We start from the raw sequence: 26,063 nt of genomic DNA, 5'->3' as shown, positions 1-26,063 counted from the left end.
AGGAGCGCCTATTGTTTGAGCAGCAGTTTGAGCAGAATCGAGGACATCATGGTGCGCAGGGCTTTCAGGTTGAACAAGCGGCTTGCCGCGAGCGGTCGCACAGTGCCGATGGCTGCGGCCGTGGCAGTGGCGGCTCTGGCGCTGGGCGCCCCGTTGGCGGCAGACGCGGCTGTTACCTTCCGCCTGGATCGTCTGCAGGCCGGCCCTGGCGAAACCGTCAAGGTCGAAGCCATGCTGTTCAACGAGGGCAACGGCACCCTGAGCTACGTGGCGCCCCGTGAACTGGTGCTGCAATGGCGCAACCCCGAAGGCGGCGTCGTCCGGTCCCGGGCGCGTCTGGAGCGTGAAGTCGCGACCATCGAATTGCCCGCGGGCCGTTTTTCGCGCGTCACCTGGACCGCGACCGTGCCGCAGCAGGTCAAGGGTCTGCAAGCCGTCAACATCGAAGGCGAACCGGTCTTGCTGGCGCTCGACGCCACCACGGCTGAACGTGGAACGATCGCATCGACCCCGGCAGTGGGTCCGATCATTGACGCCGACAAGCAGGCACTGGATGGCAAGACCGTGGCCGTGGTGCCCGATTCCGGCGTGCTGAGCGGCGTGTCGGCAACCAGCGGCGGCGCGGCCGGCAACGCCACGGTGGGCCCTGCCCCGACCGACGCGGTCGCCAACTCCAGCTTCGAAAGTTCGACGCTTGACCGCTTCCGCAGCGCGCTGTCGTCGAACGAACCGGTGTATTTCAGCCTGGGCGGCCGCGGCGACCTGAACGCCAAGTTCCAGATCAGCCTGAAATACCGCTTTTTCCAGCCCACGGGCGCCCAAAGCTCGGGCTTCAAGGACAACCTGTACTTTGGCTACACGCAAACGTCGATCTGGGACCTGGGCGAAGAATCCGCGCCGTTTCGCGACAGCAGCTACCGCCCCAGCTTCTTCTGGCTGTCGGACCGCATCTGGGAATCGGAAAACCGTCGTTTCTCGATGGGCTTTGACGGCGGTTTCGAGCATGAATCGAACGGCAAGGAAGGCACGTTGTCCCGCGCGGTCAACACGCTGTACGCGCGCCCGGCCCTGCGCTATCGTCTGGAAAACGGCAGCACGCTGAGCATCGCGCCGAAGGTGCGCACCTTCCTGACACGCGAAGGCAATCGCGACATCACCGACTACCGTGGCCATACCGATTACCAGATCCGCTGGGCGATGGATGATGGTCCGATGGTGTCGAGCGTGATCCGGCGTGGCGATGGCCGCGGCTCGCTGCAGTTCGACGTGGCTTACCCGCTGCGTGGCGAGTACCTGGGCAACCTGAACGGCTTCCTGCACCTGCAGTACTTCAATGGGTACGGCGAAACGCTGCTGGACTACAACCGCGCGGGCGGCTCGCAATTCCGTATCGGTCTGATGATCGTGCGGTAATCGACAGGAGCCGGCATGACCGGCTCCTTGTCATGACCGGCCTTGCTGACTAGCGGGGCAAGTGCGGCTGGATCATCGCCATCAAGGCCGGCGCCACCGTGTCGTTGCCGGACACCACATTCCCATCGATCGGCCACGGATGCGTGCCCATGGCGTCGAAACACTGGCCGCCGGCTTCGCGCACCAGCAGCGTGCCGGCCGCCACGTCCCACGGCTTGAGCCGCAATTCCCAGAATCCATCGAAACGGCCACACGCCACCCACGCCAGGTCGAGTGCTGCCGCGCCGTTGCGCCGCACGCCCTGGGTCTGGTGGATGGCGTCGTTCAGCATGGGCATGTAGTGCTCGCTGAACGACATGTCGCTGTACGGAAAGCCGGTGCCCAGCACCGCGTCATTGAACGACGCCGTGCGCGACACGTGGATGCGGTGGCTGTTCAGCCACGCGCCCACGCCATGCACGGCCGTAAACATCTCTTCACGCACCGGGTCGTACACCACGGCGACGACCGGGCCGCTTTCGGTCATGGGCGTGCCGAGACACACCGCGCAACCCGGCTGGGCGACCAGCGCGATCGACACTGCGTAGTGCGGGATCGAATGGATGAAGTTGGTCGTGCCGTCCAAGGGATCGATATACCAGCTGGCCACGCCCGACGGCGTGCCGCCGGTTTCTTCGGCAACGATGCCGAACTGGGGCGTGCGCGCCTTCAACACGTCGATGATGGCGGCCTCGGCTTCGCGGTCGGCCTGCGACACCAGGTCGTTGCGTGCTTTGGTGTCGATCACCAGTTCGGCGCGCTTGTGGGCGTAGGCCTGGAGCACCGCCGCGCCGGCATGGGCAGCGGTGACCGCGGCGTCGAGCGCGGCAAACAGATCCAGGGCAGGGGACTTGGCGGGGGCGGTAGGTGTGCTCATGGTTCAAGTTTACGTCCGGCCGGACTAGGGCGTAAGGGGCAGGGTGTGAAGGCTTTGTGACTGTGGCGGCGGTATCATGGCGCCCGTGTACACCCCCCTCACTCACTCCAAGCCCGCCTTCGCGTCCGCCGGCGTACCGTTCAGCGAACGGTACCGCGACGTCTATCACGCCGTGCAGGGCCCGATCGCCCAGGCCGACTACGTCTTCCTGCAAGGCAACGGCCTGCCCGAACGCTGGCGCGGCCGCGCGCGTTTTACCGTCTGCGAAACCGGCTTTGGCCTGGGCTTCAACTTCCTGGCGCTGTGGCAGGCCTGGCGGGCCGATCCGGACCGTCCGGCGCGGCTGCACGTGGTGTCGGTCGAGGCGCACCCGTTTTCGCGCGAGCACATGACGGCCTTGCTCGCCGGAAAGTTGGAAGGCGACCTGCGTGACCTGGCCGAGACGCTGATCGCGCAATGGCCGCCGCTGCTGCCGGGGCTGCACCGGATCGACCTGGAAGGCGGGGCGCTGACACTGACCCTGGCTTTCGGTTACGCGCTGGATGTCGTGCCGCAACTGACGGCCCACGTCGATGCTTTCTTCCTGGATGGGTTTTCGCCCGCCCGCAATCCCGAGATGTGGTCGCCGCCGTTGATGAAGGCCCTGGCGCGGCTGGCGGCGCCCGGCGCGACCGCGGCCACGTGGTCCAGTGCCGGCGATGTGCGCCGGGCGTTGGCCGAGGCGGGGTTTGACGTGCGCAAGCATCCCGGCTTTGGCTACAAGCGTGTGATGACGGTGGCGACCTATGCGCCGCGGTATGTCCCCCGGCATGCATCGACGCCACCGCCGGTGTTCACAGAACGGCATGCGGTGGTGGTGGGCGCCGGGATTGCTGGCGCGAATGTGGCGCATGCGCTGGCCTTGCGGGGATGGCGGGTGACGGTGGTGGCGCCGGAGGCGGAGGCGCGCGGCGGGGCGACGGTCGACGAAGTCCCCAATGTCGGCCATCTGGCCGCCGCGCTGACGCCGCTCGTCGCCCGCGACGACAACGCCCGCGCCCGGCTGACGCGGGCCGGCGCCCTGCGTGCCTTGGCCCGCTGGGCACCCTGGATGGACGGCGATATCGTCGCCCGCACCGGCACCCTGCAACTGGCCAAGTCCGCCGGCAAGGAAGCCGACCTGCAGGCCACGGTGGACGCCCTGGGCTTTCCGGCAGACTGGGTCCGCGCGGTCGACGCGGACGAGGCCTCGGCAATCGCTGGTACGCCCGTGCCCCGGGGCGGTCTGTACTTTCCCGACGGTCTGCGCGTGCGGCCGCAGGCCTTGTGCGAACGACTTCTCGCGCATCCTGGCATCACCCGCGTCACCGGGCGCGTCGATCGCTTGCGTCGAATGGACATCAGATCAAGCCATGACGCCTTGGCCGCTGGTGCCAGTCCTTGGGACGCGCTAAGCAGCGACGCCGCCTCGTCCGCCCCGGCCAGCTGTTGGCAGGCGCTGGACAGCCATGGCGCCATTCTCGCGACGGCCGAAGTCGTTATCGTCGCCAACAGCACTGGCGCCCCGGCTCTGTTACGCCATTCGTCGCCGGCCCACGTGGACACGCCCGGCTCGCCACCCCCCGCCCGCTTCTACGACCAGCTCGCGGTTGCCGGTCAAATCACCACCTTGCCGGCCGAAAAAGGCGGTTGGGGCCCGCCACCGCGCTGCATCGTGGCCGGTGAAGGCTACGTTCTGCCTCCGGTGGCCGACCAATGTGTAACAGGCAGTACGTATGTCTATGACGTGACGACCGCCCGGGCCACCCTGGAAGGCACCGACGCCAACCTGGTTCGGGCCACCCATTTGCTGCCTTCGATTGGCCCCGTCACGCGTGACCTGGACGGGCTGGGAGGGTGGGCGGGATGGCGTGCCGTGCTGCCTGGACGCCTGCCCGTAGTAGGCGAATGGCCTGCTGCACCGGGCGTCTGGCTGGCGACGGGCTATGCCTCGCGCGGCCTGACCTGGTCGGCCTTGGCAGGGGACGTGATCGCTGCCGCGCTCGACGGCGAACCGCTCATGCTGGAGCGGGATTTGCTTCATTTGATCGGCTGGCGCTGAAATCCCTCTGAATCATGGGAAAATAGCGGCTGGATCTCGCGCAAATGGTGCGATTGCGGCGTTTTTTGCCGTGGCGCATAGTATGGCGGGACGCGTGGGCGGGGCGCAGGGTGTCGCTAGAGGTTTATTTGACACTCCGAATCCGTCAAAATAGAGGTTTTGGCAAAAATGAATGTCGGCGTGCGTCCTGTCCGGATCGATCCGGGCCTCGATTGGACTGCGCGCGGGTGCTCGTGAGCCAAGCTGCCGAAAGCGATCGAGGGAACCTGTGCCACTTCAATTCGACTCCTCCCGCTACCAGCGTCTGGAATCCCTTTCTCTTCAAACGTCCAACCCGGTCGCCTTTTCGTTTACCACCGATGGGGGGCAGGCGCTTCTGATCGAAGCGCATGCGCCGGGCGTGTTCCGCGTGTGCATCGGCGGGCCGGCGGCCACGGGTCAACCGGGTACGGGCATGGCCACGCGCGCGGCCGCGCTGCATGACCTCCTGGCCCGTGCCGAGGCCATCGGCGAAGGCACGCTTGAAGAAGTCACGGTCGATGGCCGCCCCGGATTCAAGATCCTGCAGGGCGAGCACGCGCTCGAAATCGCGACGCAGCCGCTGCGCTTCACGCTCTATCGCAAAGACGTGCCGGTGCTGGTGTCGTCGCCCGATCCGGCGCTGACCACGCTGGGCATGCAGGCGGCCGACGGCGATCGTCCTGGCGCGTTTGCCCTGGCCTTCACGCTGGACCCGCATGAAGCCCTGTACGGCTTGGGCGAAAGCACCGTCGCGCTCGACCGCCGCTGTGAGACCGTGGTCACCGACGATCCTGTCGCGCGCGCGTTGCCGCTGTGCTGGAGTCCCCGCGGCTGGGGGGTCTATGTCAACACCGTCGAACGTGTCGTGCATCACCTGGGCACCGACGAGCTGAGCCCCGACAACTACGTCCTGGCAATCGAAGACGGTCAGCTGGACCTGTTCCTGTTCGTGGGCGAACCGGTTGAAATCCTCAACCAGTACACGCAGATCACGGGCCGCGCCGGCCAGCCTACGCTGTGGAGCATGGGCACCTGGCTGCACCAGGCCAAGGGCGCAAGCCCTGCCGACGTGGCCGAGGTCGCTGCGCAAATGCGCGCGCGGGGCATCGGCTTTGACGCCGTGTCGCTCGATACGCCGGCCGGTTGGGAAATCAAGGCCAAGCTCGCCTTCGAATGGGATGCTTCCCGCTTTCCCGACCCCCGCCAGGCACTGGCTGCGTTCAAGGCGGTCGACGCCCGCGTGTGCGCGCACGGATTCCCGGGTGTCGCCACGCAAAGCCCCATGTTTGCCGAACTGGAAGACAAGGGCTGGCTGCTGACCAACGACAACGGCAACGCACAGGTGTTCGCCGGCGTGCCGGCTACCCACGGCCTTGAATTCGGGCTGCTGGACCTGACGCACAAGGATGTCTGGACCTTCTGGCGCGACAAGCACCGCGCCATCCTGGATGAAGGCGTGGACGCGATTGCGTGCGATGTCGAAATCGACATTCCCGACGACGTCACCGCCCGCAACGGCGATACCGGCGCGCGCCTGCGCACCGTGTACCCCATGCTGGCCAAACGATGTCTGTTCGAGGCGGCGTCCTGGAACAAGACGCCGGCCGAAGGCGTGGTCTGGAGCCATGACGTCTTCCCGACCGGCCAGCGCGTGCCGCTGCAAGCCTCGACCGACGTGCCGAACACCTGGGAAGGCCTGGCCGAATCGATTCGCGCGGCCCTGACCGTGGGCATGAGCGGCTTGCCGTCCCATGCGCACGACATCGGCTCGCAGGAACACCCGATCGACACCATGACGCCCGAGCTGTACCTGCGCTGGCTGGCGGCGGGCGTGTTCAGCTCGCACTTCCGCTTCCATGGCACGCCGGGCCTGTTGCCCTGGGCCTTTGGCGACGACGTCCTGCAACAGGCCCAGACCTGGATGCAGTTCCGCTATCGCCTGATCCCCTACGTGCTTGGCGCGATCGAAGACGCGGCGCGCACCGGCTTGCCGGTGCAGCGGTCGATGGCGCTGGCCTTCCCGGACGACACCGAAGCGCACTACCACGAGCTGCAATACCTGCTTGGCCCGGCGCTGCTGGTCGTGCCGGCCGTGCAGCCTGGCAAGGCAATGCGTGTGTATCTGCCCAAGGGCGATGCGTGGTGGGACCTGAATACCGGCTGGCGCTACGAAGGCGGCACGACCTGGACCTTCGAGTGCGATACCGACCGCCTGCCCGTGTTCGGTCGTGAAGGCCACATGCTGTGCCTGGGCCCGACGGCGCATCACACCGGCGAATTCAACTCCGCCCGGATTCTGGATGAGGTCTGGCTGTTCGGCATGCCGGTCCACAACCCGGTGGTCATGCGCAACAAGATCCGTGTCATGCAGATGCAGGGATCGAGCTACGCCAAGGGCCTGGAAGGGCTCAAGATCCTGCCGTCCGAAGGCCTGGAAGTAAAGCGTCGCGGCGCCGAGGTTCGCATTTCCCGGGCACGTTGATGGGTTGAAGTAATGAGCGGTGATCCGGTTGATCACCGGGTCCCGGAAATGCCGTGGTCCTTTGATACGGGACCGCGGCATTTTTTTGCGCGCTTTTCTCGCTTGTCGATCCGTAACCCGGCGCGCCAACGTGCGCACGGGCCGGTAAGATCGCTGAAACGATAAGGCGAGGAGACGGCATGAGCTACATACTGGCATTCGACCAGGGCACCACCAGTTCGCGCGCCATTGTGTTCGACCATGCCGGCGCCATCCGCGGACTCGGCCAGCAGGAATTCACCCAGCACTATCCGCAGCCAGGCTGGGTCGAACACGACGCCACCGAAATCTGGACCAGCCAACTGGCCGTCGCCCGCCGCGCCGTGCGCAACGCCGGCATCGCCGCCGCAGACATCGCGGCCATCGGCATCACCAACCAACGTGAAACCACCGTGCTCTGGGACCGCGCCACCGGCGACCCCGTCGGCCGCGCCATCGTCTGGCAAGACCGCCGTACCGCCGCCGCCTGCGACGCCCTGCGCGAGGCCGGCCACGGCGATTTCATTCAGGCGCGCACCGGGCTGGTCGTCGACGCCTACTTTTCTGCCACCAAACTGGCCTGGCTGCTGGATAACATTCCCGGCGCCCGCGACCGCGCTGACCGCGGCGAACTCGCCTTCGGCACCGTCGACAGCTGGCTCGTCTGGAAGCTGACGGGCGGCGCCGTCCACAGCACCGACTACGGCAATGCGGCAAGAACCATGCTGTTCGACCTGCACACCCGCGACTGGTGCGATGCGCTGCTCGAAATGCTGCGGATCCCCCGATCGCTGCTGCCGTCGATTGCGCCCAGCAGCGGCGTGGTCGGCCAAACCTTGCCGGAATGGCTGGGTGGCGCCGTGCCCATTGCCGGCGTCGCCGGCGACCAGCACGCCGCCACCTTCGGTCAGGCATGTCTGACGCCCGGCATGGCCAAGAACACCTACGGCACCGGCTGCTTCATGTTGATGAACGTGGGCAAGGAACCGGTGGTGTCCCATAACAATCTGCTGTCGACGGTGGGGTGGGCGTTTGGGGAGGGGGCGTCAGCGTCAGTCGACATCGACTTCATGCTCGAAGGCAGCATCTTCATGGCCGGCGCCACGGTGCAGTGGCTGCGCGACGGCCTCGGCATCATCGACACGTCCCCGGAAGTCGAAGCCCTGGCCACCAGCGTCCCCGACACCGGCGACGTCTTCCTCGTCCCCGCCTTCACCGGCCTCGGCGCCCCCTACTGGGACCCCTACGCCCGCGGCGCCATCGTCGGCATGACCCGCGGCACCACCAAAGCCCACATCGCCCGCGCCGCCGTCGAAGCCATCGCCTTCCAGACCGCCGAACTGCTCGACGCCATGCAGAAAGACAGCGGCATCGACCTGCAGGAACTGCGCGTCGACGGCGGGGCGTCGCACAACAATCTGCTGATGCAGTTCCAGGCGGACCTGCTGGGGGTGGATGTCGTGCGACCACGCGTGACCGAGACCACCGCGTTGGGCGCTGCGTACCTGGCCGGGCTGGCCGTTGGCTTCTGGTCGAACAAGGAAGAAGTGCAAGCCAACTGGCGCGCCGAACGAAGGTTCAAGCCGGCGATGGCGGAAGACGTCAGGGCAAGGAAAATGGCGCGGTGGCGGCAGGCGGTGGCGCATGCAAGGGGCTGGGCTGCGCCGGCAAATTTGGACGCATCAGGTCCAGCAGACGCCGTATAAATGCAAAAGCCCGTCGCAGGGGACGGGCTTTTAAATGAGGGGTGGCTCCAACGCAAGTCGGAGCCATTACGTACCTAGCGACATCACCAGTAAGGAAGCTGGGAGAGGTGTACATAGGGCAGCAAGGCAAGTTTATCATGGTGATCGACGTCTTTGAAGAGGCAACACCGGGATGGACTGGCACGTGATGGAGACGCATTTTTCAGTCGCTCGTACCAGGCGGTATCTGAATGCGTTTGAAGGGAATGTCGTTCGAGCGGCGTCGGCCTACGATCAAAACATGCTGCTTGGGCAAGCGCTCATGCCGATGCTCCATGCGTTGGAAGTTGGTCTGCGTAACGCAGTGCACGCACGACTGAGTCTGGCGTTCGGACGGTCAGACTGGTGGGAAAATCTGCCCGCTGCAGAGTTCGGGTGGTCCCTGCGAGAAATCGCAGGCGCCAAAGAAAAGCTCGCTCGCCGACATGAATCCCAAGCTCCGGATAAGGTCGTCGCTGAACTGACTTTTGCGTTCTGGACAGCGTTGTTCAATGCCAGGCACCAGGATTCGTTATGGGCGCACTTGCGGCTCGCCTTTCCTCATTGTCCAAAAGAAGTGCGGCAACGAAAGCGCATTTCCGGTGCGTTGAACAGCGTTCGCGATCTGCGGAATCGTGTGTTTCATCATGAACCTCTGCTGTGGATTCGTCCCCATAACGTCGACCAGTGCCACACGCGTGGCCGAGAGGCCATCGGCTGGTTAGATCCGCGTCTGGTGGCATGGCTGGATCAGCATGATCAGGTCAAGACGCGATGGCAGATTTGCACCCGCCTCTAGCGCGTGCGATTCAACAAGGCGGCAGGACAAGGCGAGTCCGTACGATTCTTGCTTTATCCTACGAACCGCTTTCTCACCACCTGACGCGACCATCCTTCCCCGTGCCACCAGCCTCTGACACCCCCTCGACCAAGTCCGCCGACCTTCATCGCCATCGCACCTTCGAAGACGCGGTGGCGTTGGTGGTGGGTACCCTGCTCATCTCGTTGGGGGTGACGTTCTATGTCAGTGCGGGCCTGCTGACCGGCGGCATCTCGGGGCTGGCGTTTCTGGTCACCTACCTGACGGGTTTCACCTTCGGCCAGGCCTTTTTTTTCCTGAACCTGCCGTTCTACTGGCTGGCCTTGCGACGCATGGGTTGGCGCTTTACGGTCAAGACGTTTATTGCCGTCGCGCTGCTGTCGGTGCTGACGGATCTGCGGCCGCATTTCCTGACGCTGCAGGCGGTGCACCCGGCGTATGCCAGCGTCATTGCGGGCGCCTTGCTCGGCACGGGTTTTCTGATCCTGTTTCGCCACAAGGCCAGCCTGGGCGGCGTCGGCATCCTGGCCTTGTACCTGCAGGATCGGTATGGCTGGTCGGTCGGCAAGACGCAGATGTCGATCGATTGCGCGATCGTGCTGCTGGCCCTGCTGACGCTCGACCCGGTCAAGGTCGGATGGTCAGTGCTGAGCGCGGTCGTGCTCAACCTGATCCTGACCTTCAATCACAAGCCGGGTCGATACGTCGGGTCGTAACCTCAGTTCTCGCAGGGGCTGTTCAGCGTCCCGCGCGAAAGGTTCTGGACTTCGACCTGCTCGACCGGCGGCTGACCGCTCGACACGATGCGGCCATCCACCCACATCAACACCGACGTGCCCGGCGCGACACGCAGCTTGCTGTAGGCATCGGCCAAGGCCGGACCCTGGCCTGTGGGTGCCACCGGATACGTCTTGCCGGTCCCGCACAAGGCGATCGTGGTCTTGCCTTCGGTGGACGTCACACGCCCGCGCATCGCGAACGGCTCGGTAATCAGATCCGAATCGAACTGCTGCGTCAGCGAATAATTCAAGGCCGAACGCGTCGGCTCGCCATCCTGGTCAACCAGCCGCAAGGCGCTGTTCTGCGTGACTTCGTACGTGGCCGTGTCGTTGCGATCGCCCATCACGCGGATCTGGCGCAGGTTGTCCACCGACCGTTCCCAACGTCCGGCGCTGATGAACGTCTGGTCCTTGCCGTCGCGCGTGCCGAAGTACGTACGGCGCATGCGCCACGTCCAGTCCGGCAGCAGGGTCAGGGTCACGCGTTGACCCGTGCAGTCCGCGCAGGGAATCACGCCGCGATAGGTCTGGGCCTCGCGGATCGGATTCGACTGGCTCATACGCTGCGCCGTGGCCAGCACATCGCCCGGCGGGGGCGGCACGGCAGCCTGGGCTTCCGCGGTCTGGGGAATCTTGCTGTCAGGCAAGGTAATAGCGCAACCGGCCAGGGTGGCCGCAACGGCGAGGGCGCCAAGCGCCAGTGGCAGGCGTGACAGGAAAGACGACGAGGGGGTGGGGTGAGGCATTAGGTGCTCCGGCGCATGCATAGACGAAGTCTACCTTGTGTTGTCCCGGGCCATCCCCGCAACGTGGTCGGCAATCGCCATGCACGACGTCAGGCCGGGCGACTCGATGCCGAACAGGTGAATGATCCCGGGCACACCATGTTCCGCCGGACCCGTGATCATGAAATCCACCGCCGGCTCGCCGGGGGCCTGGATCTTCGGACGGATGCCGGAATACGCTGGCTGCAACGCACCATCCTTCAATGCCGGCCAGTACGTGCGGATCGCCGCGTAGAAACTGTCAGCACGCTGCGGATCCACCTCGTAATCCAGCGTGTCCACCCACTCCACATCGGGACCAAACCGCGCCTGATGCCCCATGTCGATCGTCAAATGGACGCCCAGCCCGGCCGCTTCCGGCACCGGATAGATCAGCCGCGAAAACGGCGCGCGGCCCGAAATCGAAAAGTAATTGCCCTTGGCATAGTGCGAGGGGGGAATGTGCTCAGGCGGGAATCCGTCGATCGTGTGCGCCAGGGCCTGCGCATGCAGGCTGGCGCTGTTCACGACCAGCTTGGCCAGCAGGGTCATCGGCTCGTCCCCACCCGTCTCGATCAGCACGCCATCGTCCGTCACCTTGCCGCCTACCACCGGGCTGCCGAACACCACCATCGCACCCGCGTTTTCTGCATCGCCCTGCAGCGACAGCATCAACGCGTGCGTATCCACAATGCCCGAGCTCGGGCTATGCAAGGCCGCCGCGCAGGTCAGCTCCGGCTCCATCGCCATGGCTTCCTCGCCGGTCAGCATGCGCAGATCCGTCATGCCGTTGGTCGTGCCGGTGCGCTGCAGTTGCTCCAGCTTCGGGATCTGGTCGGTATGGGCCGCCACGACCAGCTTGCCGCACCGTTCGTGGCCAATGCCGCGTTCGGCGCAGTAGGCGTAGAGCATGCGGTTGCCTTCCACGCAGAATTTTGCCTTGAGCGACCCCGGCGGGTAATAGAGGCCACCGTGGATGACCTCGCTGTTGCGCGCACTGACGCCGGTGCCAATGCCGCGTTCCGATTCCAGGACGAGGACTTCCCGGCCCGAAAGGGCCAGCGCGCGGGCGACTGCCAAGCCGACAACGCCGGCACCGATTACGACTACGTCTACGTGTTCTGACACTGTGATGTTCCTTCTGCGCAATTCCGCAGGGTGGCGATGACAAACAATTGCACTCGACGCATCGTGGCTTCCGCGAATGGAGCAACGCTGGCGTCCCGCCCCATCATTGGCGGTGGCAGTGAGAGGATACCAAGACCGAAACAGCTCCATGGAGCGCTGCAATGCCTGGGTATTCGAACCAACCGGAACGCATTCTGGAGAACGAAAATGCCGTTGCTGAAAGTCAGAAATTTACCGGATCCGCTATACCGCGCATTGCGGACGCGCGCATTGGCCCACGGAAGAAGTATCGACGCGGAAGTACGGGCCATACTGGAGCGCACGATCGGCGCCGACAAAGCCTTGCCGAAAGTAAGGAAAATAAACGATACAGAGCCGGTCACGCCCCCATGGACTTTGATGTCGGAAATGTCCCGTGCGGCGGGCCTGACCAACGAGGACTTCGACGTCCTCGACAACATGCGGGCAATGATTCGCGCGGAGCAGGCGGACCTCTATCTATCGTCATTGACACCAACGTCGCCTCCGAGGTGATGAAGCCGAACCCTGATGCCCGTGTAAAGGCATGGATGCAGAGGCAAGCGCCAAATTCGCTGTATCTCACTAGCGTATCTGTTGCCGAAATCAAATTCGGCGTCGGAATCCTGCCAGAGGGCAAGCGAAAGCGTGAGCTGGGTGAATTCTTTGAAGTGTTGATGCGGCTATATGTCGGCCGAATACTGATCTTTGATCTTGACGCTGCCAGCCAGTACGCAGAGGTTGGCGTAACTGCCAGGGCTGTGGGTAAAACGTTGCCCACCGCTGATGGCTACATCGCAGCAATGGCTTTCGCCAAAGGGTATGCCGTAGCAAGCCGTGACCAGGGTCCTTTTCTGGCAGCAGGGCTGGAGGTCATCAATCCCTGGGATTGATCGGTTCGGCTGCTGCAGGTGAAGCCTATGCATTACCGCTCCGTTAGCTTGCTGTGTTGCCCGGGTTGCTATAATTGCCGCTCAACCAGAGGCCACGTCCTCCCCACTCCCCGTGGGTGATCAAGTCCGGGACGGCCCGGCCCTTTCAGGAGGGTCGTCATGCCCTGGATTTATCTGGTCGTTGCAGGTCTGCTCGAGGTCGTCTGGGCCTTTTCCATGAAGCAGTCCGACGGGTTCACCCGTCTTTATCCCTCGCTTGTCACCCTGGTCACGATGATTGCCAGCTTCGGCTTGCTGTCGATCGCCATGCGCTCGTTGCCGCTTGGCACGGCCTACATGATCTGGACCGGGATTGGTGCGGTGGGGGCGTTTCTGGTGGGCATCATGGTGCTGGGCGAGCATGTGAGTGCCACACGGCTGGCCGCGGCGGGGTTGATCGTGGCGGGCATCGTGCTGATGAAGCTGGCGACGCCGTGATCGCAACGTGTGTCGAACGGCGTGAATCGGTAGGACGCTTCCGTCCTGATGGGCTCCTCGGCGACGCCGGGCGCGGTTACTCTCTCGCTGTGCCGGTTGCCGGCGTCTTGTCGATGAGTCCATGGAATTCCTGCAATTGCTGTCCGCGTCCCCCGGCGTCGCCATGGTGTTGGCGGCTGTGTTTGGCTTGATCATCGGCAGCTTTCTGAATGTCGTGATCGCCCGGCTGCCGGTGATGATGCAGCGGGAGTGGGAAGCGCAGTGCCGGGAGTGGATCGCGGGCGATGCTGCGGGGAACGGGCAGGACCGCATCAGCGGGAGTGACCCTGCCGCGGGAAACGCCCCAGCCGCAACGCTCGACGTTGGCGTGCCTTCGCCGGACGCCGAGCCGGCCCGCTTCAACCTGTCCCATCCCCCGTCGCACTGCCCGGCCTGCAAGCACCCCATCGCCTGGTATCGCAACATTCCGGTGGTCAGCTGGCTGCTGCTGCGGGGCAAGTGTCACGCCTGCGGCACGGCCATCTCCTGGCGCTACCCGACTGTGGAGCTGCTGACGGCCGCGTTGTTTGGGGCTTGCGTGGCGTTCCTTGGTGTGACCGGGGCAGCGCTGGCGGGCATGGCGTTTTGCGCGGCGTGCGTGGCGCTGGCCTTCATTGACGCAGACACGTCCTTCCTTCCCGATGACATCACGTTGCCGTTGCTTTGGGGCGGCCTGCTGGTGAATCTGTTCGGCTTTTTCGTTCCTGTTTCCGACGCCGTGATTGGCGCCATGGCTGGCTACCTTGCCCTGTGGCTGGTGTATTGGGCGTTCAAACTGCTCACCGGCAAGGAAGGCATGGGCTACGGGGACTTCAAGTTGCTGGCGGCGATCGGCGCCTGGATGGGGTGGCAGGCGCTGCCGGTCGTAATGCTGGCATCGTCGATTGCAGGGGTCATCATCGGCGGCGGCATGATCCTGTCGGGTAGGGCAGCACGGGGGCAGGCGTTGCCGTTCGGGCCATATCTGGCGGTGGCAGGGGTGACCGTGCTGCTGTCGAACGGGGCATGGCGCGGGCTCATGGGCTGGTGACGGGATTGCCCGTTTGACGCCACGCGCCGCTTGCCCCTACAAAGAGGGGAATACTTCCAAGCCGAAAGCCCGCGACCATGACGTCTCCCGCCCCAACCCCCACGCCCCTGAAGATCGGCCTGACCGGCGGCATCGGCTCGGGCAAGACGCGCGTCGCCGACCTGCTGGCGGTACATGGCGCGGCGGTGATTGACACCGACGTGATTGCCCATCAGTTGACCGCCCCGGGTGGCGCGGCGATCGAACCCCTTCGGCAAGCCTTTGGCGACGCAATGATTGATGCCAGTGGCGCGCTCGACCGGGCGAAAATGCGGGAGTTAGTATTCACTAACCCGTCTGCCAAGACACAACTCGAAACGCTATTGCATCCGATGATCGGTCACAGTGTGAACGCTGAAGCCGACCGCGTGCAGGGCCTGTATCAGGTCTTCGTCGTGCCGCTGCTGGTGGAAAACGGCCGTTGGCGTCATCGGGTGGACCGCATCTGTGTCGTGGATTGCGACGAACCCACCCAGGTGCGGCGCGTCCAGGCGCGTAGTGGTCTTGACCCTGCGCTGATCGATCGGATCATGGCAGCGCAGGCGACGCGCGCGGCGCGGCTGGCCGTTGCAGACGACGTCATCCTCAATGATGGCGCGACGGATCCTGATCAGCTTGCCCAGCGCACGCTGGCCCTGCATCAACGCTGGCTTGCGATGGCGCAAGCACCGCGCCAGATGTCGGAAGTCCCGACCTAGCGCGCAACCGGCGGCCACGGCATCATCCTCGTTCCCCCCTCAGGGACGGGTATATTCATCTCATTGCGATCCGGGGCGGTCTAGTGGTTCTATACGAATACCCCTTCAACGAACGTGTCCGCACGCTTCTGCGTCTGGAAAAACTGTTCGATTCCATGTTCTTCTTCGTGCGTCAACCCGACGCGCGCGGTCATCATGTCGCGGTGACGACCCTGTTTGAGATCCTTGACGTCTCGGCCCGCGCCGATCTGAAGTCGGATTTGTTGCAAGATCTTGAACGTTACCGGCAGTCCCTGCATGGCCTGCGTGAGCATCCCGGCGTCGATCGCGAGGCGCTTGGCGCGCTGCTGTCCAGCATAGAAGAAGCCGCCGTGGCGCTGAACCATCAGGGCAAGACGGGCGACCCGATCCGCCAGAACGACTGGCTCACCAGCATCCGCAGCCGCCTCGCCATTCCGGGCGGCGTCTGCGAGTTCGACCTGCCGGCCTATCACGCGTGGCGGCACAAGCCGGCCCAGCAACGCGTGAACGACCTGGCGCAGTGGGTCGAGCCTTTCCTGCCGCTGCGGGAAGGCCTGACGATCGTGTTAAAAATGCTCCGGGAATCCAGCCAGCCTCAGCCCTTGGTGGCCGAAGAAGGCGCCTATCGCCAGATGCTCGGCGGCAAGGCTTTCCAGCTGCTGCGCGTGTATGTGGAAGAGGGCGACGGGATTTTTCCCGAGATCAGCGCCAACAAATACATGGTGTCCATCCGCTTTTCGATCCAGGGCGGCGACATGAAGCCGCAGCACGTCCAGCAAGACGTTCCTTTCCAACTGGCCCTGTGCAACAGCATCTAGGGACCGCACACGACAGCGCATCATGGTTAAACAAGTGAAATGCCCCACCTGCTCCAAGATGGCGGAGTGGAGCACCGACAATCCGTACCGCCCCTTCTGTTCCGAACGCTGCAAGCAGATCGACCTGGGCGCCTGGGCCGATGAAAAATTTGCGATTCCGGGCGCACCGCTCGAGACCGACGGCTTGACGGGCGACAGCGGCGACAAGTTCAGTCCACCGCCCAAGTCGCTGCTGAACTGAACTGAACTGAACCTGACCGGACTGCACCGGACCGGACAGGACGGCACTGAGCCGGACTCGACCGCCCGATTCCGGCGATCGCTCGCAGGGTACGCCTCAGCGTTTCGGCCGGATCAGGCTGTCGATCACGTGCAGTTCTTCGGCGACCACGGCACGCAAGATGTCGGTGAAGGCCGCGGCGAAGCGCGATGGCGCCGGCATGTCGCGGTACACCGCTGCAAACGGCATCGATATCTTCGGGCTGAACGGTCGGATCGCGACCTGTTCGGCGCCGGGGCCCATCACCGCGATCGGATCGATCACCGCCACCCCCACGCCCTGGCTCACGTAGCTCACCACGGATGAGGAATGCACGGTCTCGAGCCGGATGTTGGGTCGCACGCCCGCCTTCAACATGGCCGCGTTGATCTGCATGCGCTGCATGCTGTTCGACCCCAGGGCGATGAAATCCTCGTCGTGCAGATCGCCAACCGCAACGGTTCGTTTGCGCTCCAGCCGATGCCCCACGGGCATGACGCAGACTGCCTGAGTCGGGGGAAACGGCACGTGCGCCAGCCCGCGCGGATCGCCGGGCGGCACAGCGTAGGCCACGTCGAGCTGGCCATGCAGCAGCATCTGGTTCAGGTTGACGGAACTGTCGGGGTGCACGGAAATGACCAGGTCGGGATACTGGCTCAGCATCGCCGCGACGGCTTTCGGGATGCACACCATCGACAGATTCGGCATGGTGCCGATATGCAGGTAGCCCGCCTTGGACAGCCGCAGTGACCTCGCCGCGTCGCGAATCCGTTCGGCGCCTGAAAAGTGCCGCTCCACTTCACGGTACAGCTCGCGCGCTTCTTCGCTCGGCACGATGTGCGTGCCCTGCCGCTGGAACAGCGACAGCTTCAGTTCCGCTTCAAGATCGCGGATCAGCCGCGACACGGCGGGTTGCGAGATCGACAGGGAATGGCCGGCGCCGGTGATGCTGCCGGTCAGCATTACCGCGCGAAAGGCCTCGAGCTGGCGAAAATTCAGGGGTCTGACCACCGGCGGGTTCCGCGAGGAAGGATCGGCCCGCACCTTACCGTTATCCGCGCCGGTCGGCAAGGGATGGCCGCTGGCCATCAAATAACGAATGGTGGTCGGTGGTCGGGTCTGCTTCCATCACCGTGGCGACACGGTCACCGCAAAATCCGCATCGGTGATCGGATCCAAGCAGGTCTCCAGCAGGGTGCCATAACCGGACACCGGCATCTTCAGGCCCAGCCGGCGCAGGCACGCCCAGAAGCAGGCCTGGTTGCTGGTGACAACCGGTTTGCCCAACTCCTGCTCGATCTCGGCGATCATGTCGAGCGACGCCAGGTTGGTGCACGACAGGAAAATGACGTCGGCATCCGGGCGGTCGATGGCGCGGGCCAGGCGATAGATGGCTTCGGGCGGCACGCGGCCAATGGCGCGGCGCTCTTCCTGGGTCTCGCCCAGCAGCAAGCCTTGCATGGCCGTCACTTCAAAGCCGTATTCCCGCAGGAAGGCGATTTCGCGTTGGTTGACGAAGTCAACGTAGGGCGTGCCCAGCGCAACGCGCTTGGCACCCAGGGCGCGCAAGGCGGCGACGACCGCACCGGCCGCCGCGATGGCGGGCGTGCCCGTGCGCCTGGCCATGCCATCCACGATCTCCTCCATCGGGCACACGAACGATCCCGACGTGCAGCCGTAGGCAACGATGTCGACTTCGGCCGTCGCCAGTTGCTCGGCGGCGCTGTCCACCGCCGCAGCCATCCGGTAATACGACTCTTCGCTTGCGGCGCCCAGCAGCATGGCGCGCGCGGTAAAGATGGCGACGCCATCGGGCGCCATCTGCCAGAACTCGGGTTCGTTGACGATGTTGGTCGATGGAACGATCAGGCCTATCTTTGCCTTCCAGCCGTAGTGGCTGTACAGGGCTACCGCTTTCATGGGTGGTCTCCTGGAGTGCGATCTGTCGGGGCGATCAGTCGAGCTTGATGCCCATGGTGCGGATCAGGTCGCCATATTTCTTTTCTTCGGACACCAGCATGGCCTGCAGCTCGGTGGGCGAACTGCCCACGATCTGCGCACCCGCGTCTTCGAGACGCTTGCGCACCGGCGGAAGGTTGAGAACGGCAACGATCTCGCGATTGAGCAGGGCCACCACCTCGGGCGGCGTGTTGGCTGGTGCAATCACGGCGCCCCACGACTCGGCACGGAATCCCGGAAACCCAGCTTCGGCCACAGAGGGCAGATCGGGGTATTGCGGCAAGCGGTCTGCGCCTGCGGCCAAGAGCTTCATCTTCCCCGCGGCAATGTGCGGCTGCACCGCGCCCAGCGTGTCGAACACGATCTGCGTGCGGCCGGCCATCAGGTCGACATGCGCGGCAGCGCTGCCTTTGTAGGGCACGTGCGCCATCTGCAGGCCCGCCAGGTCGGCGAACGATTGTCCGAAGATATGGACATTGCTGCCGTTGCCAGCCGACGCGAACGCCAACTGATTGGGGCGCGCCTTTACGTAGCTGATGAGCTCGGGCACGTTCTTCACGGGCAGGTCGGGCGTCGCGACCAGCACGATCGCGGTCCGCGTCGCCAGGGTCACCGGCGCAAAATCCTTGATGGGATCGAAGGGCAGGTCGGGCATCAAGGACTCCCCGAAGACATGCGAGCTGACGACCAGCGCCAGGGTGTGTCCGTCGGGCGGGGCCTTGGCGACCAGGGCGGTGCCGATGGACCCGTTCGCACCGGGCCGGTTCTCGACCATCACGGTCGTGCTTAGCCGGGTCGTGAGGTGGTCGGCCAGCAGCCGGGCGGTAATGTCGGCCAGGCCGCCTGCAGCATAGGGCACGACAATGCGCACCGGCTTGCCTGCGAGCGATGGCTCGCCGGGCGCCGCGGCATGGGCGCCGGTCAGGGGCAGGGCAGAGAATGCGATACCGCATACAGCGGCCGCAACAAGGCGTTTGAAGAAAGACGTCATGATGGACTCGATAAGTTAGCGGTCGATATCGCCGTGGGACAGCCCGCGGTCGGGGGGTGCAATGTTCACGCGGACCATGTCCCGGAGCAGTTGGACGATGGCCATGGAGCTTTCGCCTTCGGTGCCATCGACAATGAAGCGGGAGGTGCAATACCGCATCTCCCAACCGCCAGCGTCGAGGCAGGCGGTCACGATCTTGCGTTCGAGTTCAGGTGTCTGGACCAGGTCCTGCTGCTTGCACAGAAAGGCCAGCATCGCGCAGATGCCGTAGGCGCCCCAGTTGGAAATCGACGCCGGCAGAAAGATGTCGGTCGCAACGATCGTCGGCACGCCTTTGCCGCCCTCATACTGGCATCGGCGGCCGTATGGGTGAAAGTCCTGCATGAAGCCGTGGATGCGGCCAAAGCCGATTTCGTTGCCGTTGTCACCTATGCCGATCGACAGCACATCGCGCTTGCGGGCTTCGTCAAACAAGGGCGACAGGTCGACGCAGCCTTCGGGACGCACGCCGGTCGAGTAATGCAGGATGCCGTCAACGTTCGGGCCCAGCCTTTCGATGGCGATGATGGCTGCGGGGCGGCAGGTTTCAAAGAGGTCGGCCGCCCAGTCCGCCACGGCATGCTGTTCGGTGGGCGAGGTCATCAGGGCCGCGCCCATGCGGCGCGACTTGGCCAGCGGATAGTCGCGCACCATGATGCCGGCGGCTTGGCTGCTCGCCACGACTGGCGGCGCATGGCAAGGCTCGGTCACAAAGACCGGTACTGCGCGCAATCCCCAGAACAACGCGCGGGCCAGGGCGGCCGCACCCGGAGGCCCATCACTTTCGCCATTGGGCGCCTCGGGCGCATAACCGGCTCCCGTCACGATCAGCACCGTATCGCCGGGTTTGACGCGATCTGCCAGGGCCTGCGCTGCGCGTGCGGTGATCGGGCGGCCGCCGCCTTCACGGCGCGCTTCGTCGTAGATCTGGCGGATGATGCCGTGGTTCATTGCGCGGTTGCGCATCTCGACTGTGATCAGTCGATCGACGGTGTCGCCAATGATGTCGGGCATGTGTCCTCCGGAAAGCTGCACAGATACAACCATTCTGGTGGACTGCGCGCCGGCTGAAAAATCAAATTATCGGCAGTCTGGATAACAGAATGTTATGGACGGGCGGCGGCGGGTTGATGCGGGAAGTCACTGGCGCGGGTGCGCCGCCCGTAGAATGAGCCCCTCGTTACCTTTGGCGATCCGCCCGTTCGTCTGCCATGACTGCCTCGTTTTCCACCCTTCGCGCCTTCATGGAAGTGGCCCGGCTGCAAAGCTTCACCCGCGCCGCCGAGACCCTGTGCGTCACGCAAAGTGCCGTCAGCAAGCAGGTCCAGGTGCTCGAACATCAGCTGGGTTTCCGCCTGTTCCAGCGATCGCGCCGCGCACTGCTGCTTACGCCTGCGGGCAGCGCCTACCTGTCGCATGCGGCCGATGCGCTGGCGATGCTGGACGAAGGCAAGGCCATCGCGCAGGAAGTCGCTGGCGAAAAAGCCGCTGGATCATCGGTGGAGTTATCGGCATCGCCTGCGTTCGCCGCGCATTGGCTCGTGGCCCGGCTGCCGCGTTTTCTGGCGAACGCGCCGACCACGAAACTGAGCCTGCGCCCACGGCTGCCGGACTTTTCGCCGGTGACCGAGCGATTCGACATGGAGATCCGGGTGGGAGGAGGGCGCTGGCCCGATGCGCGTGCAACTTATCTGCTGGGGCGCGAGATGGCATTGGTGGCCAGTCCGGGCCTGCTCGCCGGCCGCCGTATCGAGTCGCCGCGTGACCTGGATGGCTTGCCCCTGCTGCAACGCGCGCAGCGCGGGTACGACTGGCGGGAATGGAGCGCCGTGGCGGCGCCCGACTGGCAGCACGACGGGCCCGAACTGCTGTTCGAAGGATTTTCCGTGCTGATTCCGGCGGTCATCGCCGGCTGCGGTCTTGCCATCTGCCCGCTGTTCATGGTGCTGGACCAATTGCAGAACGGACAACTGGTGCGTCCACTCAAGGACTGCGTACGAGCCAGGTATGCGTACTACGGCGTGGTGCCTGCTGGGGCGGGGCGCAATTCGGCCCGTGACCGCCTGCTCGACTGGATGTTGGCCGAAGCCCAACTCACGCAGATGCGCCTGCAGTCCTATCTGGACCGCTAGATCCGCATGGTGCTCTAGCAGACGGGTTCTTGCATTCCATTGTGGAATATGAGTTGTCGGCTTTTCGTTTGACCCTGTCCGGACAGCAAACTTAAGGTAGCGGCTTCCTCGACTCCTTTTGTGGCAACGACCATGGTCTGCTCGATTCTCCGCAAACTGTCTGCCAGCCTGCTTGCCTGCGCGTTGATCGCGCCAGCCCTGGTTTCCGCCGAAACGTATCCGGCCCGGCCGATCGAGCTCGTGGTGCCCTACGCACCCGGCGGCGCCTCTGACATCATCGTCCGCGCCATGGCGCCATTCCTGCAGAAGGAAATGGGCCAGTCCATCGTCGTGATCAACCGGGCAGGCGCCAACACCGCCATCGCTGCGACGCAGTTGGCCCGCAGCCCGGCCGACGGCTACACGCTGATGCTGGGAGACGTCGCGTTGCTGCTGAACGCCGCCGTACGCACCACGTCGCCCGGCTACGACACCGAAAAGGACTTCACGCCGGTCAGCCTGATCGGGTCCGCGCCGCTGGTGCTCTTCGTGCCTTTCGCCGGCAGTCGCACCGTCGACGAATTCCTTGCTCGCGGCAAGGAACGCGGCGTCAACATTGCCAATGCTGGCCCCGGATCGCTGGGCCATCTGGCGGCCGAGCTGCTTCAGCTGAAGACCGCCACGTCCATCGTCAGCGTGCCGTACCGCGGCTCAGGCCTGGCCATCAATGAAACCATGGCAGGTCAGGTCGATGCGACTTTCACCAGCACGGCTTCGGGCATGCCGCTCGTCAAAAGCGACCGCCTGCGTGCGCTGGCCATCGCCTCGCCCACGCCCAGCAAGGAATTTCCGGAGATCCCGACCTTCGATCAACTTGGCATCAAGGGCGTGTACGCCTTGAACTGGTGGGGCATCATCGGGCCGGCAGGGCTGGATAAAGCAGTTGTCGATCGCATCAATGTCGCACTGAAAAACGTGGTGGCCCTGCCCGAGATGCGCGAGCGTTTTGCGGCGCTCGGCATCACGCCATCGCTCAAGCCCACCACCGAATTTGCATCGCTCATGAAGGGCGACCTGACGCAGTGGCGCACGGTGGTGCAGCAAGCAAAGATCAAGGTTGACTGACACCGGCACATCGGCACGTCGGCGCATCGACATACAGACATACAGACCTACAGACATAGACATAGACACACCAGGAGAAGACGACATGACCCGCCACCTCAACCTGAAGGCTGCCGACGGTTTCGAACTGAAGGCCTATGTGACCGAGCCCGAGGGGGCACCGCGCGCGGCGCTGATCATCCTGCCGGAAATCTTTGGCGTGAACAGCCACATCCGCAGCGTGACGGACCGGTACGCTCAGCACGGCTACCTGGCCATCGCGCCGAACATGTTCGACCGCGTGCAGCGGGATCTCGACCTGGGCTACAGCGACGACGACGTCAAGACCGGCCAGGCGCTGATGCGCACGCTGGACTGGGACCAGGCTGTGCTCGATATCGAAGCCGCGGCGCAAGCCGTGGGTCATGCCGGCAAGGTCGGTATCGTGGGCTACTGCTGGGGTGGCACGGCGGCCTGGGTTGCGGCGTCACGCAGCACCGGCGGTGACCGCGGCGCCAACATCACCTGCGCCGTGTCTTACTACGGCAACGCCATCACCACGGTCATGGAAGATCGGCCGCGCATTCCGATGATGCTGCACTGGGGCGAAAAGGATCACCTGATCGCCCTGGCGGACATCGAGCGTGTGCGTGACATCGCGCCCGCGTCGTCGCAGACCTTCATCTACCCGACGGGACATGGTTTCAACTGCGATCAGCGATCGCTGTACCACCCCGAATCGGCCGCACTGGCGGAGCAGCGCACCCTGGACTTCCTGAAAGCCCACATCGGCTGATCGACATCCATGCCTGCTGCTTCCACGATGCCACCATTCGGTACGTCCGGCTCCAACGCCGATACCCCGCTGTCCCTGGCCGACTACCTGCGTGCCGTGCAGGATGATCCTGCCCTGTGGGCCGACTTCAACGCGCTGTGCGACACCGGTGGCCGGCTGGCCGGCACGCCCAGCGAAGCGGCCGCGCAGGCCTGGTGCGCCTCGCGGCTCGATGCCCTCCTGCCCGGCGCCGTGACCCGGCGAGATCCCACGCCCTATGCCGGCTGGGTCTGCCATGTGGCCGAAGTCCGTGCCGTGCATGCGCAGGCGTCCTTGGCTTCATCGAAGCCCCTGGTTGCGACGCCCTTGCTCGGCACCGCGCCCACCCCGCCTGAAGGCTTGACCCTCGACGTGCTCGACCTTGGCCGCGGCACACCGGAACAGATCCAGGCCGCGGGCGATGCCGTGCGCGGCAAGGCCGTCCTGGTCGAGCACGAGTATCCCTTCTCGACGTCCACGGTCCATCGCCGCGTGAAGCTTGCCGCAGCGCAAGCCGCCGGTGCCGCGGCGTTCTTTGTCGCGCATCCTGAGTCGAACGTCGGGCCGGTGTCCGGCTCGTCGGGCCGGGGCGGCGCGCCCGGCATTCCCGCGATGGGGCTGTCGGCGGAATCGGCGGCGGTGCTCAAGCGCCCGGGCGCGCGGGTGCACCTGCGTATCGACGCCGAAGACCTGACCGGCGCACAGACGGATGTGCTGGTGCTCGACCTGCCGGGCGCAGGCCCCGATCGTGTGGTGCTGTCGGCGCACATCGACGGCCACCCGCTGGCCGAAAGCGCGATCGACAATGGCACCGGCGTGGCTGCCGCACTGGCGCTCGCCCGGCAGATCGCGCCGCACGTGTCAAGCCTGCCGCGCGGCTTGACCGTCTGCATCTTCAGCGCTGAAGAGTGGGCGCTGAACGGCTCGCGCGAATGGCTGGCCAAGCTGCCCGCCGAGCAGCGCGAACGCATCGTGCTCAACGTCAACCTGGACTCGCTGGCCGGATCGCCCAACCTGACCGCGCTCATCTCCGGCTTTACCGGTCTGGCGCCGCTGGTCGACGCGGCGGCAACGGCGGCAGGCCGACCCATCGCGCAGCATTTGCCGCTGATGTCGAACAGCGACCACGCCAACTTCGCTGCCGTGGGCATTCCTGCCATGCGATTGATTGCAGGATTCAACGAACCCGACAGTGCATTGCGTCTGCTGCTCACCCCGGCCGACACACGCGATCTTGTCGACGAGTCGGTGCTGCGCAGCGCCACGGCCACCGCAGGCGCGGTGCTGTGGACCGCGCTGACGGCAAGTCATGAGCAGATGTCGAGTTTGAGCGCGCCCAATAATGAGCAGTAAAGGATCCCCCTCAGGCCGCGGCACCGTCGCCGTCCTTGGCGCCGGCCTCGTCGGCCTGGCCTGCGCCCGCGCCCTGCAGCGCGCCGGCTTTGACGTCACGGTCGTCGATCGCGGGGGCCCTGGCGAAGGCGCGAGCTTCGGCAACGCCTCCCATATCGCCACGGCGTCGGTCATCCCGCAGGCCACGCCTGGCATCCTGCGCCAGACGATCAACCTGCTGCGCGACCCCGCCGGTCCGCTGGTGGCGCGGCCAGGCTATGTCGCGAAACACTTGCCGTGGTTCCTGCGTTTCATCCGCAACGGCAACCCGGCCACGATGAAGGCCGGGTCGCTGGCCATGGCCGCGATGATCGGCAAGGCATGGGACAGCTGGCTGCCCGTGCTGGACGACATTAACGCGCGCCACCTTGTCATACAGTCGGGCGCCTTGCACGTGTTCCGCGGCAAGGCCGCACTGGATGCCGCACAGGGGTCGTACGCGTTTCGCCGCGACCTGGGCGTGGCGTCGGAACGGCTCGATGCCGACGCCGCACGGGCGATCGAACCCACCCTGTCACCGAGCATTGGCGGCGCGATGCACGTACCCAGCATGGGCTACGTGACGGACACGCTCAGCCTGTCGCTCGCCTTGGTCGCGCGCATTGAACAAGACGGTGGACGGATCGTAAAGGCCACCGCCACGGGCCTTGACGCGAAGGGGATCCAGACCGAAGACGGCCGGATCGATGCCGACCTGGTCGTGCTGGCCGCAGGCGCGTGGTCGCAAGCCTTTGCCAAACAACTGGGCGTGCATATCCCGCTGGTGTCCGAACGCGGCTATCACGTAATGCTGCCGCGCGAGAGCAGCGCGCTGCGCGTGCCATTGTTGCTGGTCGAAAGGAAAGTGGCCGTCACGCCGATGGAGAAGGGCATCCGGCTGGCCAGCATGGCCGAGTTCGACGTGCCCGACGCACGGCCGAATCATGATCGCGCGGTGCCGGTGTTGACGGGTCTGGATGGCTGGGCACAGGGGCTCGATGCCGAGCCGATCAGCCGTTGGGTCGGCCCAAGGCCTTCGGTGCCCGACAGCCGCCCCGTGATTGGCCGTGCGCCAGGAGCGCCAAACGTGCTGCTGGCCTGCGGGCACGGGCACCTTGGACTGACCCTGGCCGCGCTGACGGGCGATGCAATCGCTGCGCTGGCCTTGGGGCGGCAACCCGACATCGACATGGAAGCCGTGTCGCCGCTACGGTTTCGCTGAATCCCCGGGGCTCAT

General features: G+C 65.0%; 25 protein-coding genes. 18 read left to right on the top strand and 7 right to left on the bottom strand.

What is annotated here, in order from left to right; all coding sequences use genetic code 11:
• Positions 1 to 27: 27 nt before the first annotated feature.
• The gene (locus tag IE116_RS12180; RefSeq protein WP_308428231.1) at positions 28 to 1,413 is read left to right on the top strand and encodes a phospholipase A; all 1,386 of its coding nucleotides are present in this window, start codon (positions 28 to 30) and stop codon (positions 1,411 to 1,413) included.
• A gap of 49 nt (positions 1,414 to 1,462) precedes the next feature.
• On the opposite strand, the gene IE116_RS12175 is transcribed toward IE116_RS12180, so the two are convergent.
• Positions 1,463 to 2,329, bottom strand: coding sequence for an inositol monophosphatase family protein (locus IE116_RS12175; protein ID WP_189612761.1), 867 nt, complete (start codon positions 2,327 to 2,329; stop codon positions 1,463 to 1,465).
• A 76-nt stretch (positions 2,330 to 2,405) separates the two neighbouring features.
• On the opposite strand from IE116_RS12175, the gene mnmC reads away from it, so the two are divergent.
• The 5 genes from mnmC to IE116_RS12150 all read left to right on the top strand — a co-directional run bounded on the left by mnmC (position 2,406) and on the right by IE116_RS12150 (position 10,190).
• Positions 2,406 to 4,409 carry a bifunctional tRNA (5-methylaminomethyl-2-thiouridine)(34)-methyltransferase MnmC2/FAD-dependent 5-carboxymethylaminomethyl-2-thiouridine(34) oxidoreductase MnmC1 gene (gene mnmC, locus IE116_RS12170; protein WP_189612758.1) on the top strand — a complete coding sequence of 668 codons (2,004 nt, stop codon included), beginning with the start codon at positions 2,406 to 2,408 and terminating at the stop codon, positions 4,407 to 4,409.
• Between the two features lie 268 nt (positions 4,410 to 4,677).
• Entirely contained in the window at positions 4,678 to 6,912 is a 2,235-nt protein-coding gene (locus tag IE116_RS12165; protein ID WP_189612755.1) for a glycoside hydrolase family 31 protein, read from the top strand.
• A gap of 179 nt (positions 6,913 to 7,091) precedes the next feature.
• Positions 7,092 to 8,636 carry a glycerol kinase GlpK gene (gene glpK / locus IE116_RS12160; protein WP_189612753.1) on the top strand — a complete coding sequence of 515 codons (1,545 nt, stop codon included), beginning with the start codon at positions 7,092 to 7,094 and terminating at the stop codon, positions 8,634 to 8,636.
• Between the two features lie 172 nt (positions 8,637 to 8,808).
• Complete coding sequence (locus tag IE116_RS12155; protein WP_189612751.1) at positions 8,809 to 9,453, top strand: hypothetical protein; 645 nt, start codon at positions 8,809 to 8,811, stop codon at positions 9,451 to 9,453.
• A 101-nt stretch (positions 9,454 to 9,554) separates the two neighbouring features.
• Positions 9,555 to 10,190: a YitT family protein gene (locus IE116_RS12150; protein WP_229828120.1), complete on the top strand. Its 636-nt coding sequence runs from the start codon at positions 9,555 to 9,557 to the stop codon at positions 10,188 to 10,190.
• 2 nt (positions 10,191 to 10,192) lie between these two features.
• Here the strand turns inward: IE116_RS12150 and IE116_RS12145 are convergent, their stop codons facing one another.
• Entirely contained in the window at positions 10,193 to 10,999 is an 807-nt protein-coding gene (locus tag IE116_RS12145) for a copper resistance protein NlpE N-terminal domain-containing protein (RefSeq protein WP_189612748.1), read from the bottom strand.
• A 30-nt stretch (positions 11,000 to 11,029) separates the two neighbouring features.
• Positions 11,030 to 12,145 carry an NAD(P)/FAD-dependent oxidoreductase gene (locus tag IE116_RS12140; protein ID WP_229828119.1) on the bottom strand — a complete coding sequence of 372 codons (1,116 nt, stop codon included), beginning with the start codon at positions 12,143 to 12,145 and terminating at the stop codon, positions 11,030 to 11,032.
• 207 nt (positions 12,146 to 12,352) lie between these two features.
• Here IE116_RS12140 and IE116_RS12135 point away from each other — a divergent pair, with 207 nt between their 5' ends.
• From IE116_RS12135 to IE116_RS12105, 7 genes are all read left to right on the top strand, one after another.
• Complete coding sequence (locus IE116_RS12135) at positions 12,353 to 12,679, top strand: FitA-like ribbon-helix-helix domain-containing protein (RefSeq protein ID WP_189612746.1); 327 nt, start codon at positions 12,353 to 12,355, stop codon at positions 12,677 to 12,679.
• On the top strand, positions 12,679 to 13,056 hold the full coding sequence (locus IE116_RS12130) for a type II toxin-antitoxin system VapC family toxin (protein WP_189614766.1): 378 nt from the start codon (positions 12,679 to 12,681) through the stop codon (positions 13,054 to 13,056). The genes IE116_RS12135 and IE116_RS12130 overlap by 1 nt, the downstream gene beginning before the upstream one ends.
• A gap of 159 nt (positions 13,057 to 13,215) precedes the next feature.
• Positions 13,216 to 13,533, top strand: a complete 318-nt coding sequence (sugE, locus tag IE116_RS12125) for a quaternary ammonium compound efflux SMR transporter SugE (protein ID WP_189612745.1) — start codon at positions 13,216 to 13,218, stop codon at positions 13,531 to 13,533.
• Between the two features lie 121 nt (positions 13,534 to 13,654).
• Positions 13,655 to 14,602, top strand: a complete 948-nt coding sequence (locus tag IE116_RS12120) for a prepilin peptidase (RefSeq protein ID WP_189612743.1) — start codon at positions 13,655 to 13,657, stop codon at positions 14,600 to 14,602.
• 77 nt (positions 14,603 to 14,679) lie between these two features.
• Complete coding sequence (gene coaE / locus IE116_RS12115; protein ID WP_189612740.1) at positions 14,680 to 15,339, top strand: dephospho-CoA kinase; 660 nt, start codon at positions 14,680 to 14,682, stop codon at positions 15,337 to 15,339.
• Between the two features lie 83 nt (positions 15,340 to 15,422).
• On the top strand, positions 15,423 to 16,178 hold the full coding sequence (zapD, locus tag IE116_RS12110) for a cell division protein ZapD (protein WP_189612738.1): 756 nt from the start codon (positions 15,423 to 15,425) through the stop codon (positions 16,176 to 16,178).
• A gap of 22 nt (positions 16,179 to 16,200) precedes the next feature.
• A complete protein-coding gene (locus IE116_RS12105) occupies positions 16,201 to 16,419 on the top strand; it encodes a DNA gyrase inhibitor YacG (RefSeq protein WP_189612736.1) in 219 nt (72 codons plus the stop codon).
• Positions 16,420 to 16,515: 96 nt separating this feature from the next.
• On the opposite strand, the gene IE116_RS12100 is transcribed toward IE116_RS12105, so the two are convergent.
• The 4 genes from IE116_RS12100 to IE116_RS12085 all read right to left on the bottom strand — a co-directional run bounded on the left by IE116_RS12100 (position 16,516) and on the right by IE116_RS12085 (position 20,440).
• Positions 16,516 to 17,448 carry a LysR family transcriptional regulator gene (locus IE116_RS12100; protein ID WP_189612734.1) on the bottom strand — a complete coding sequence of 311 codons (933 nt, stop codon included), beginning with the start codon at positions 17,446 to 17,448 and terminating at the stop codon, positions 16,516 to 16,518.
• 117 nt (positions 17,449 to 17,565) lie between these two features.
• Positions 17,566 to 18,357 (bottom strand): maleate cis-trans isomerase family protein, encoded by a 792-nt coding sequence (locus tag IE116_RS12095; RefSeq protein WP_189612733.1) that lies wholly within the window; start codon positions 18,355 to 18,357, stop codon positions 17,566 to 17,568.
• 34 nt (positions 18,358 to 18,391) lie between these two features.
• Positions 18,392 to 19,387 carry a Bug family tripartite tricarboxylate transporter substrate binding protein gene (locus IE116_RS12090; protein WP_189612731.1) on the bottom strand — a complete coding sequence of 332 codons (996 nt, stop codon included), beginning with the start codon at positions 19,385 to 19,387 and terminating at the stop codon, positions 18,392 to 18,394.
• Between the two features lie 15 nt (positions 19,388 to 19,402).
• Positions 19,403 to 20,440 carry a glutamate cyclase domain-containing protein gene (locus IE116_RS12085; protein WP_189612729.1) on the bottom strand — a complete coding sequence of 346 codons (1,038 nt, stop codon included), beginning with the start codon at positions 20,438 to 20,440 and terminating at the stop codon, positions 19,403 to 19,405.
• Positions 20,441 to 20,637: 197 nt separating this feature from the next.
• Between IE116_RS12085 and IE116_RS12080 the strand changes: the two genes are divergently transcribed.
• The 5 genes from IE116_RS12080 to IE116_RS12060 all read left to right on the top strand — a co-directional run bounded on the left by IE116_RS12080 (position 20,638) and on the right by IE116_RS12060 (position 26,048).
• Complete coding sequence (locus IE116_RS12080) at positions 20,638 to 21,558, top strand: LysR substrate-binding domain-containing protein (RefSeq protein WP_189612727.1); 921 nt, start codon at positions 20,638 to 20,640, stop codon at positions 21,556 to 21,558.
• A gap of 132 nt (positions 21,559 to 21,690) precedes the next feature.
• On the top strand, positions 21,691 to 22,662 hold the full coding sequence (locus IE116_RS12075) for a Bug family tripartite tricarboxylate transporter substrate binding protein (RefSeq protein ID WP_189612725.1): 972 nt from the start codon (positions 21,691 to 21,693) through the stop codon (positions 22,660 to 22,662).
• Between the two features lie 85 nt (positions 22,663 to 22,747).
• Positions 22,748 to 23,437 (top strand): dienelactone hydrolase family protein, encoded by a 690-nt coding sequence (locus tag IE116_RS12070; protein ID WP_189612723.1) that lies wholly within the window; start codon positions 22,748 to 22,750, stop codon positions 23,435 to 23,437.
• Between the two features lie 9 nt (positions 23,438 to 23,446).
• Complete coding sequence (locus IE116_RS12065; RefSeq protein ID WP_189612720.1) at positions 23,447 to 24,808, top strand: M28 family metallopeptidase; 1,362 nt, start codon at positions 23,447 to 23,449, stop codon at positions 24,806 to 24,808.
• Complete coding sequence (locus IE116_RS12060) at positions 24,798 to 26,048, top strand: NAD(P)/FAD-dependent oxidoreductase (protein WP_189612717.1); 1,251 nt, start codon at positions 24,798 to 24,800, stop codon at positions 26,046 to 26,048. Before IE116_RS12065 ends, IE116_RS12060 begins: the two co-directional genes overlap by 11 nt.
• Positions 26,049 to 26,063 lie beyond the last annotated feature (15 nt).

This window comes from Pigmentiphaga litoralis, from assembly GCF_014651835.1.
Lineage (GTDB): Bacteria > Pseudomonadota > Gammaproteobacteria > Burkholderiales > Burkholderiaceae_B > Pigmentiphaga > Pigmentiphaga litoralis.
The sequence above is the reverse complement of the archived record's forward strand: the minus strand, read 5'-3'. Positions and strand labels throughout refer to the sequence as shown.

Excerpts from the sequence above, each read along its gene's own strand:
- IE116_RS12175 (WP_189612761.1), bottom strand. The coding sequence starts at position 2,329 with ATGAGCACACCTACCGCCCCCGCCAAGTCCCCTGCCCTGGATCTGTTT.
- mnmC (WP_189612758.1), top strand. The coding sequence starts at position 2,406 with ATGGCGCCCGTGTACACCCCCCTCACTCACTCCAAGCCCGCCTTCGCG.
- glpK (WP_189612753.1), top strand. The coding sequence starts at position 7,092 with ATGAGCTACATACTGGCATTCGACCAGGGCACCACCAGTTCGCGCGCC.
- IE116_RS12155 (WP_189612751.1), top strand. The coding sequence starts at position 8,809 with ATGGACTGGCACGTGATGGAGACGCATTTTTCAGTCGCTCGTACCAGG.
- IE116_RS12145 (WP_189612748.1), bottom strand. The coding sequence starts at position 10,999 with ATGCCTCACCCCACCCCCTCGTCGTCTTTCCTGTCACGCCTGCCACTG.
- IE116_RS12135 (WP_189612746.1), top strand. The coding sequence starts at position 12,353 with ATGCCGTTGCTGAAAGTCAGAAATTTACCGGATCCGCTATACCGCGCA.
- IE116_RS12130 (WP_189614766.1), top strand. The coding sequence starts at position 12,679 with ATGAAGCCGAACCCTGATGCCCGTGTAAAGGCATGGATGCAGAGGCAA.
- sugE (WP_189612745.1), top strand. The coding sequence starts at position 13,216 with ATGCCCTGGATTTATCTGGTCGTTGCAGGTCTGCTCGAGGTCGTCTGG.
- IE116_RS12120 (WP_189612743.1), top strand. The coding sequence starts at position 13,655 with ATGGAATTCCTGCAATTGCTGTCCGCGTCCCCCGGCGTCGCCATGGTG.
- coaE (WP_189612740.1), top strand. The coding sequence starts at position 14,680 with ATGACGTCTCCCGCCCCAACCCCCACGCCCCTGAAGATCGGCCTGACC.
- IE116_RS12105 (WP_189612736.1), top strand. The coding sequence starts at position 16,201 with ATGGTTAAACAAGTGAAATGCCCCACCTGCTCCAAGATGGCGGAGTGG.
- IE116_RS12095 (WP_189612733.1), bottom strand. The coding sequence starts at position 18,357 with ATGAAAGCGGTAGCCCTGTACAGCCACTACGGCTGGAAGGCAAAGATA.
- IE116_RS12090 (WP_189612731.1), bottom strand. The coding sequence starts at position 19,387 with ATGACGTCTTTCTTCAAACGCCTTGTTGCGGCCGCTGTATGCGGTATC.
- IE116_RS12085 (WP_189612729.1), bottom strand. The coding sequence starts at position 20,440 with ATGCCCGACATCATTGGCGACACCGTCGATCGACTGATCACAGTCGAG.
- IE116_RS12080 (WP_189612727.1), top strand. The coding sequence starts at position 20,638 with ATGACTGCCTCGTTTTCCACCCTTCGCGCCTTCATGGAAGTGGCCCGG.
- IE116_RS12075 (WP_189612725.1), top strand. The coding sequence starts at position 21,691 with ATGGTCTGCTCGATTCTCCGCAAACTGTCTGCCAGCCTGCTTGCCTGC.
- IE116_RS12070 (WP_189612723.1), top strand. The coding sequence starts at position 22,748 with ATGACCCGCCACCTCAACCTGAAGGCTGCCGACGGTTTCGAACTGAAG.
- IE116_RS12065 (WP_189612720.1), top strand. The coding sequence starts at position 23,447 with ATGCCTGCTGCTTCCACGATGCCACCATTCGGTACGTCCGGCTCCAAC.
- IE116_RS12060 (WP_189612717.1), top strand. The coding sequence starts at position 24,798 with ATGAGCAGTAAAGGATCCCCCTCAGGCCGCGGCACCGTCGCCGTCCTT.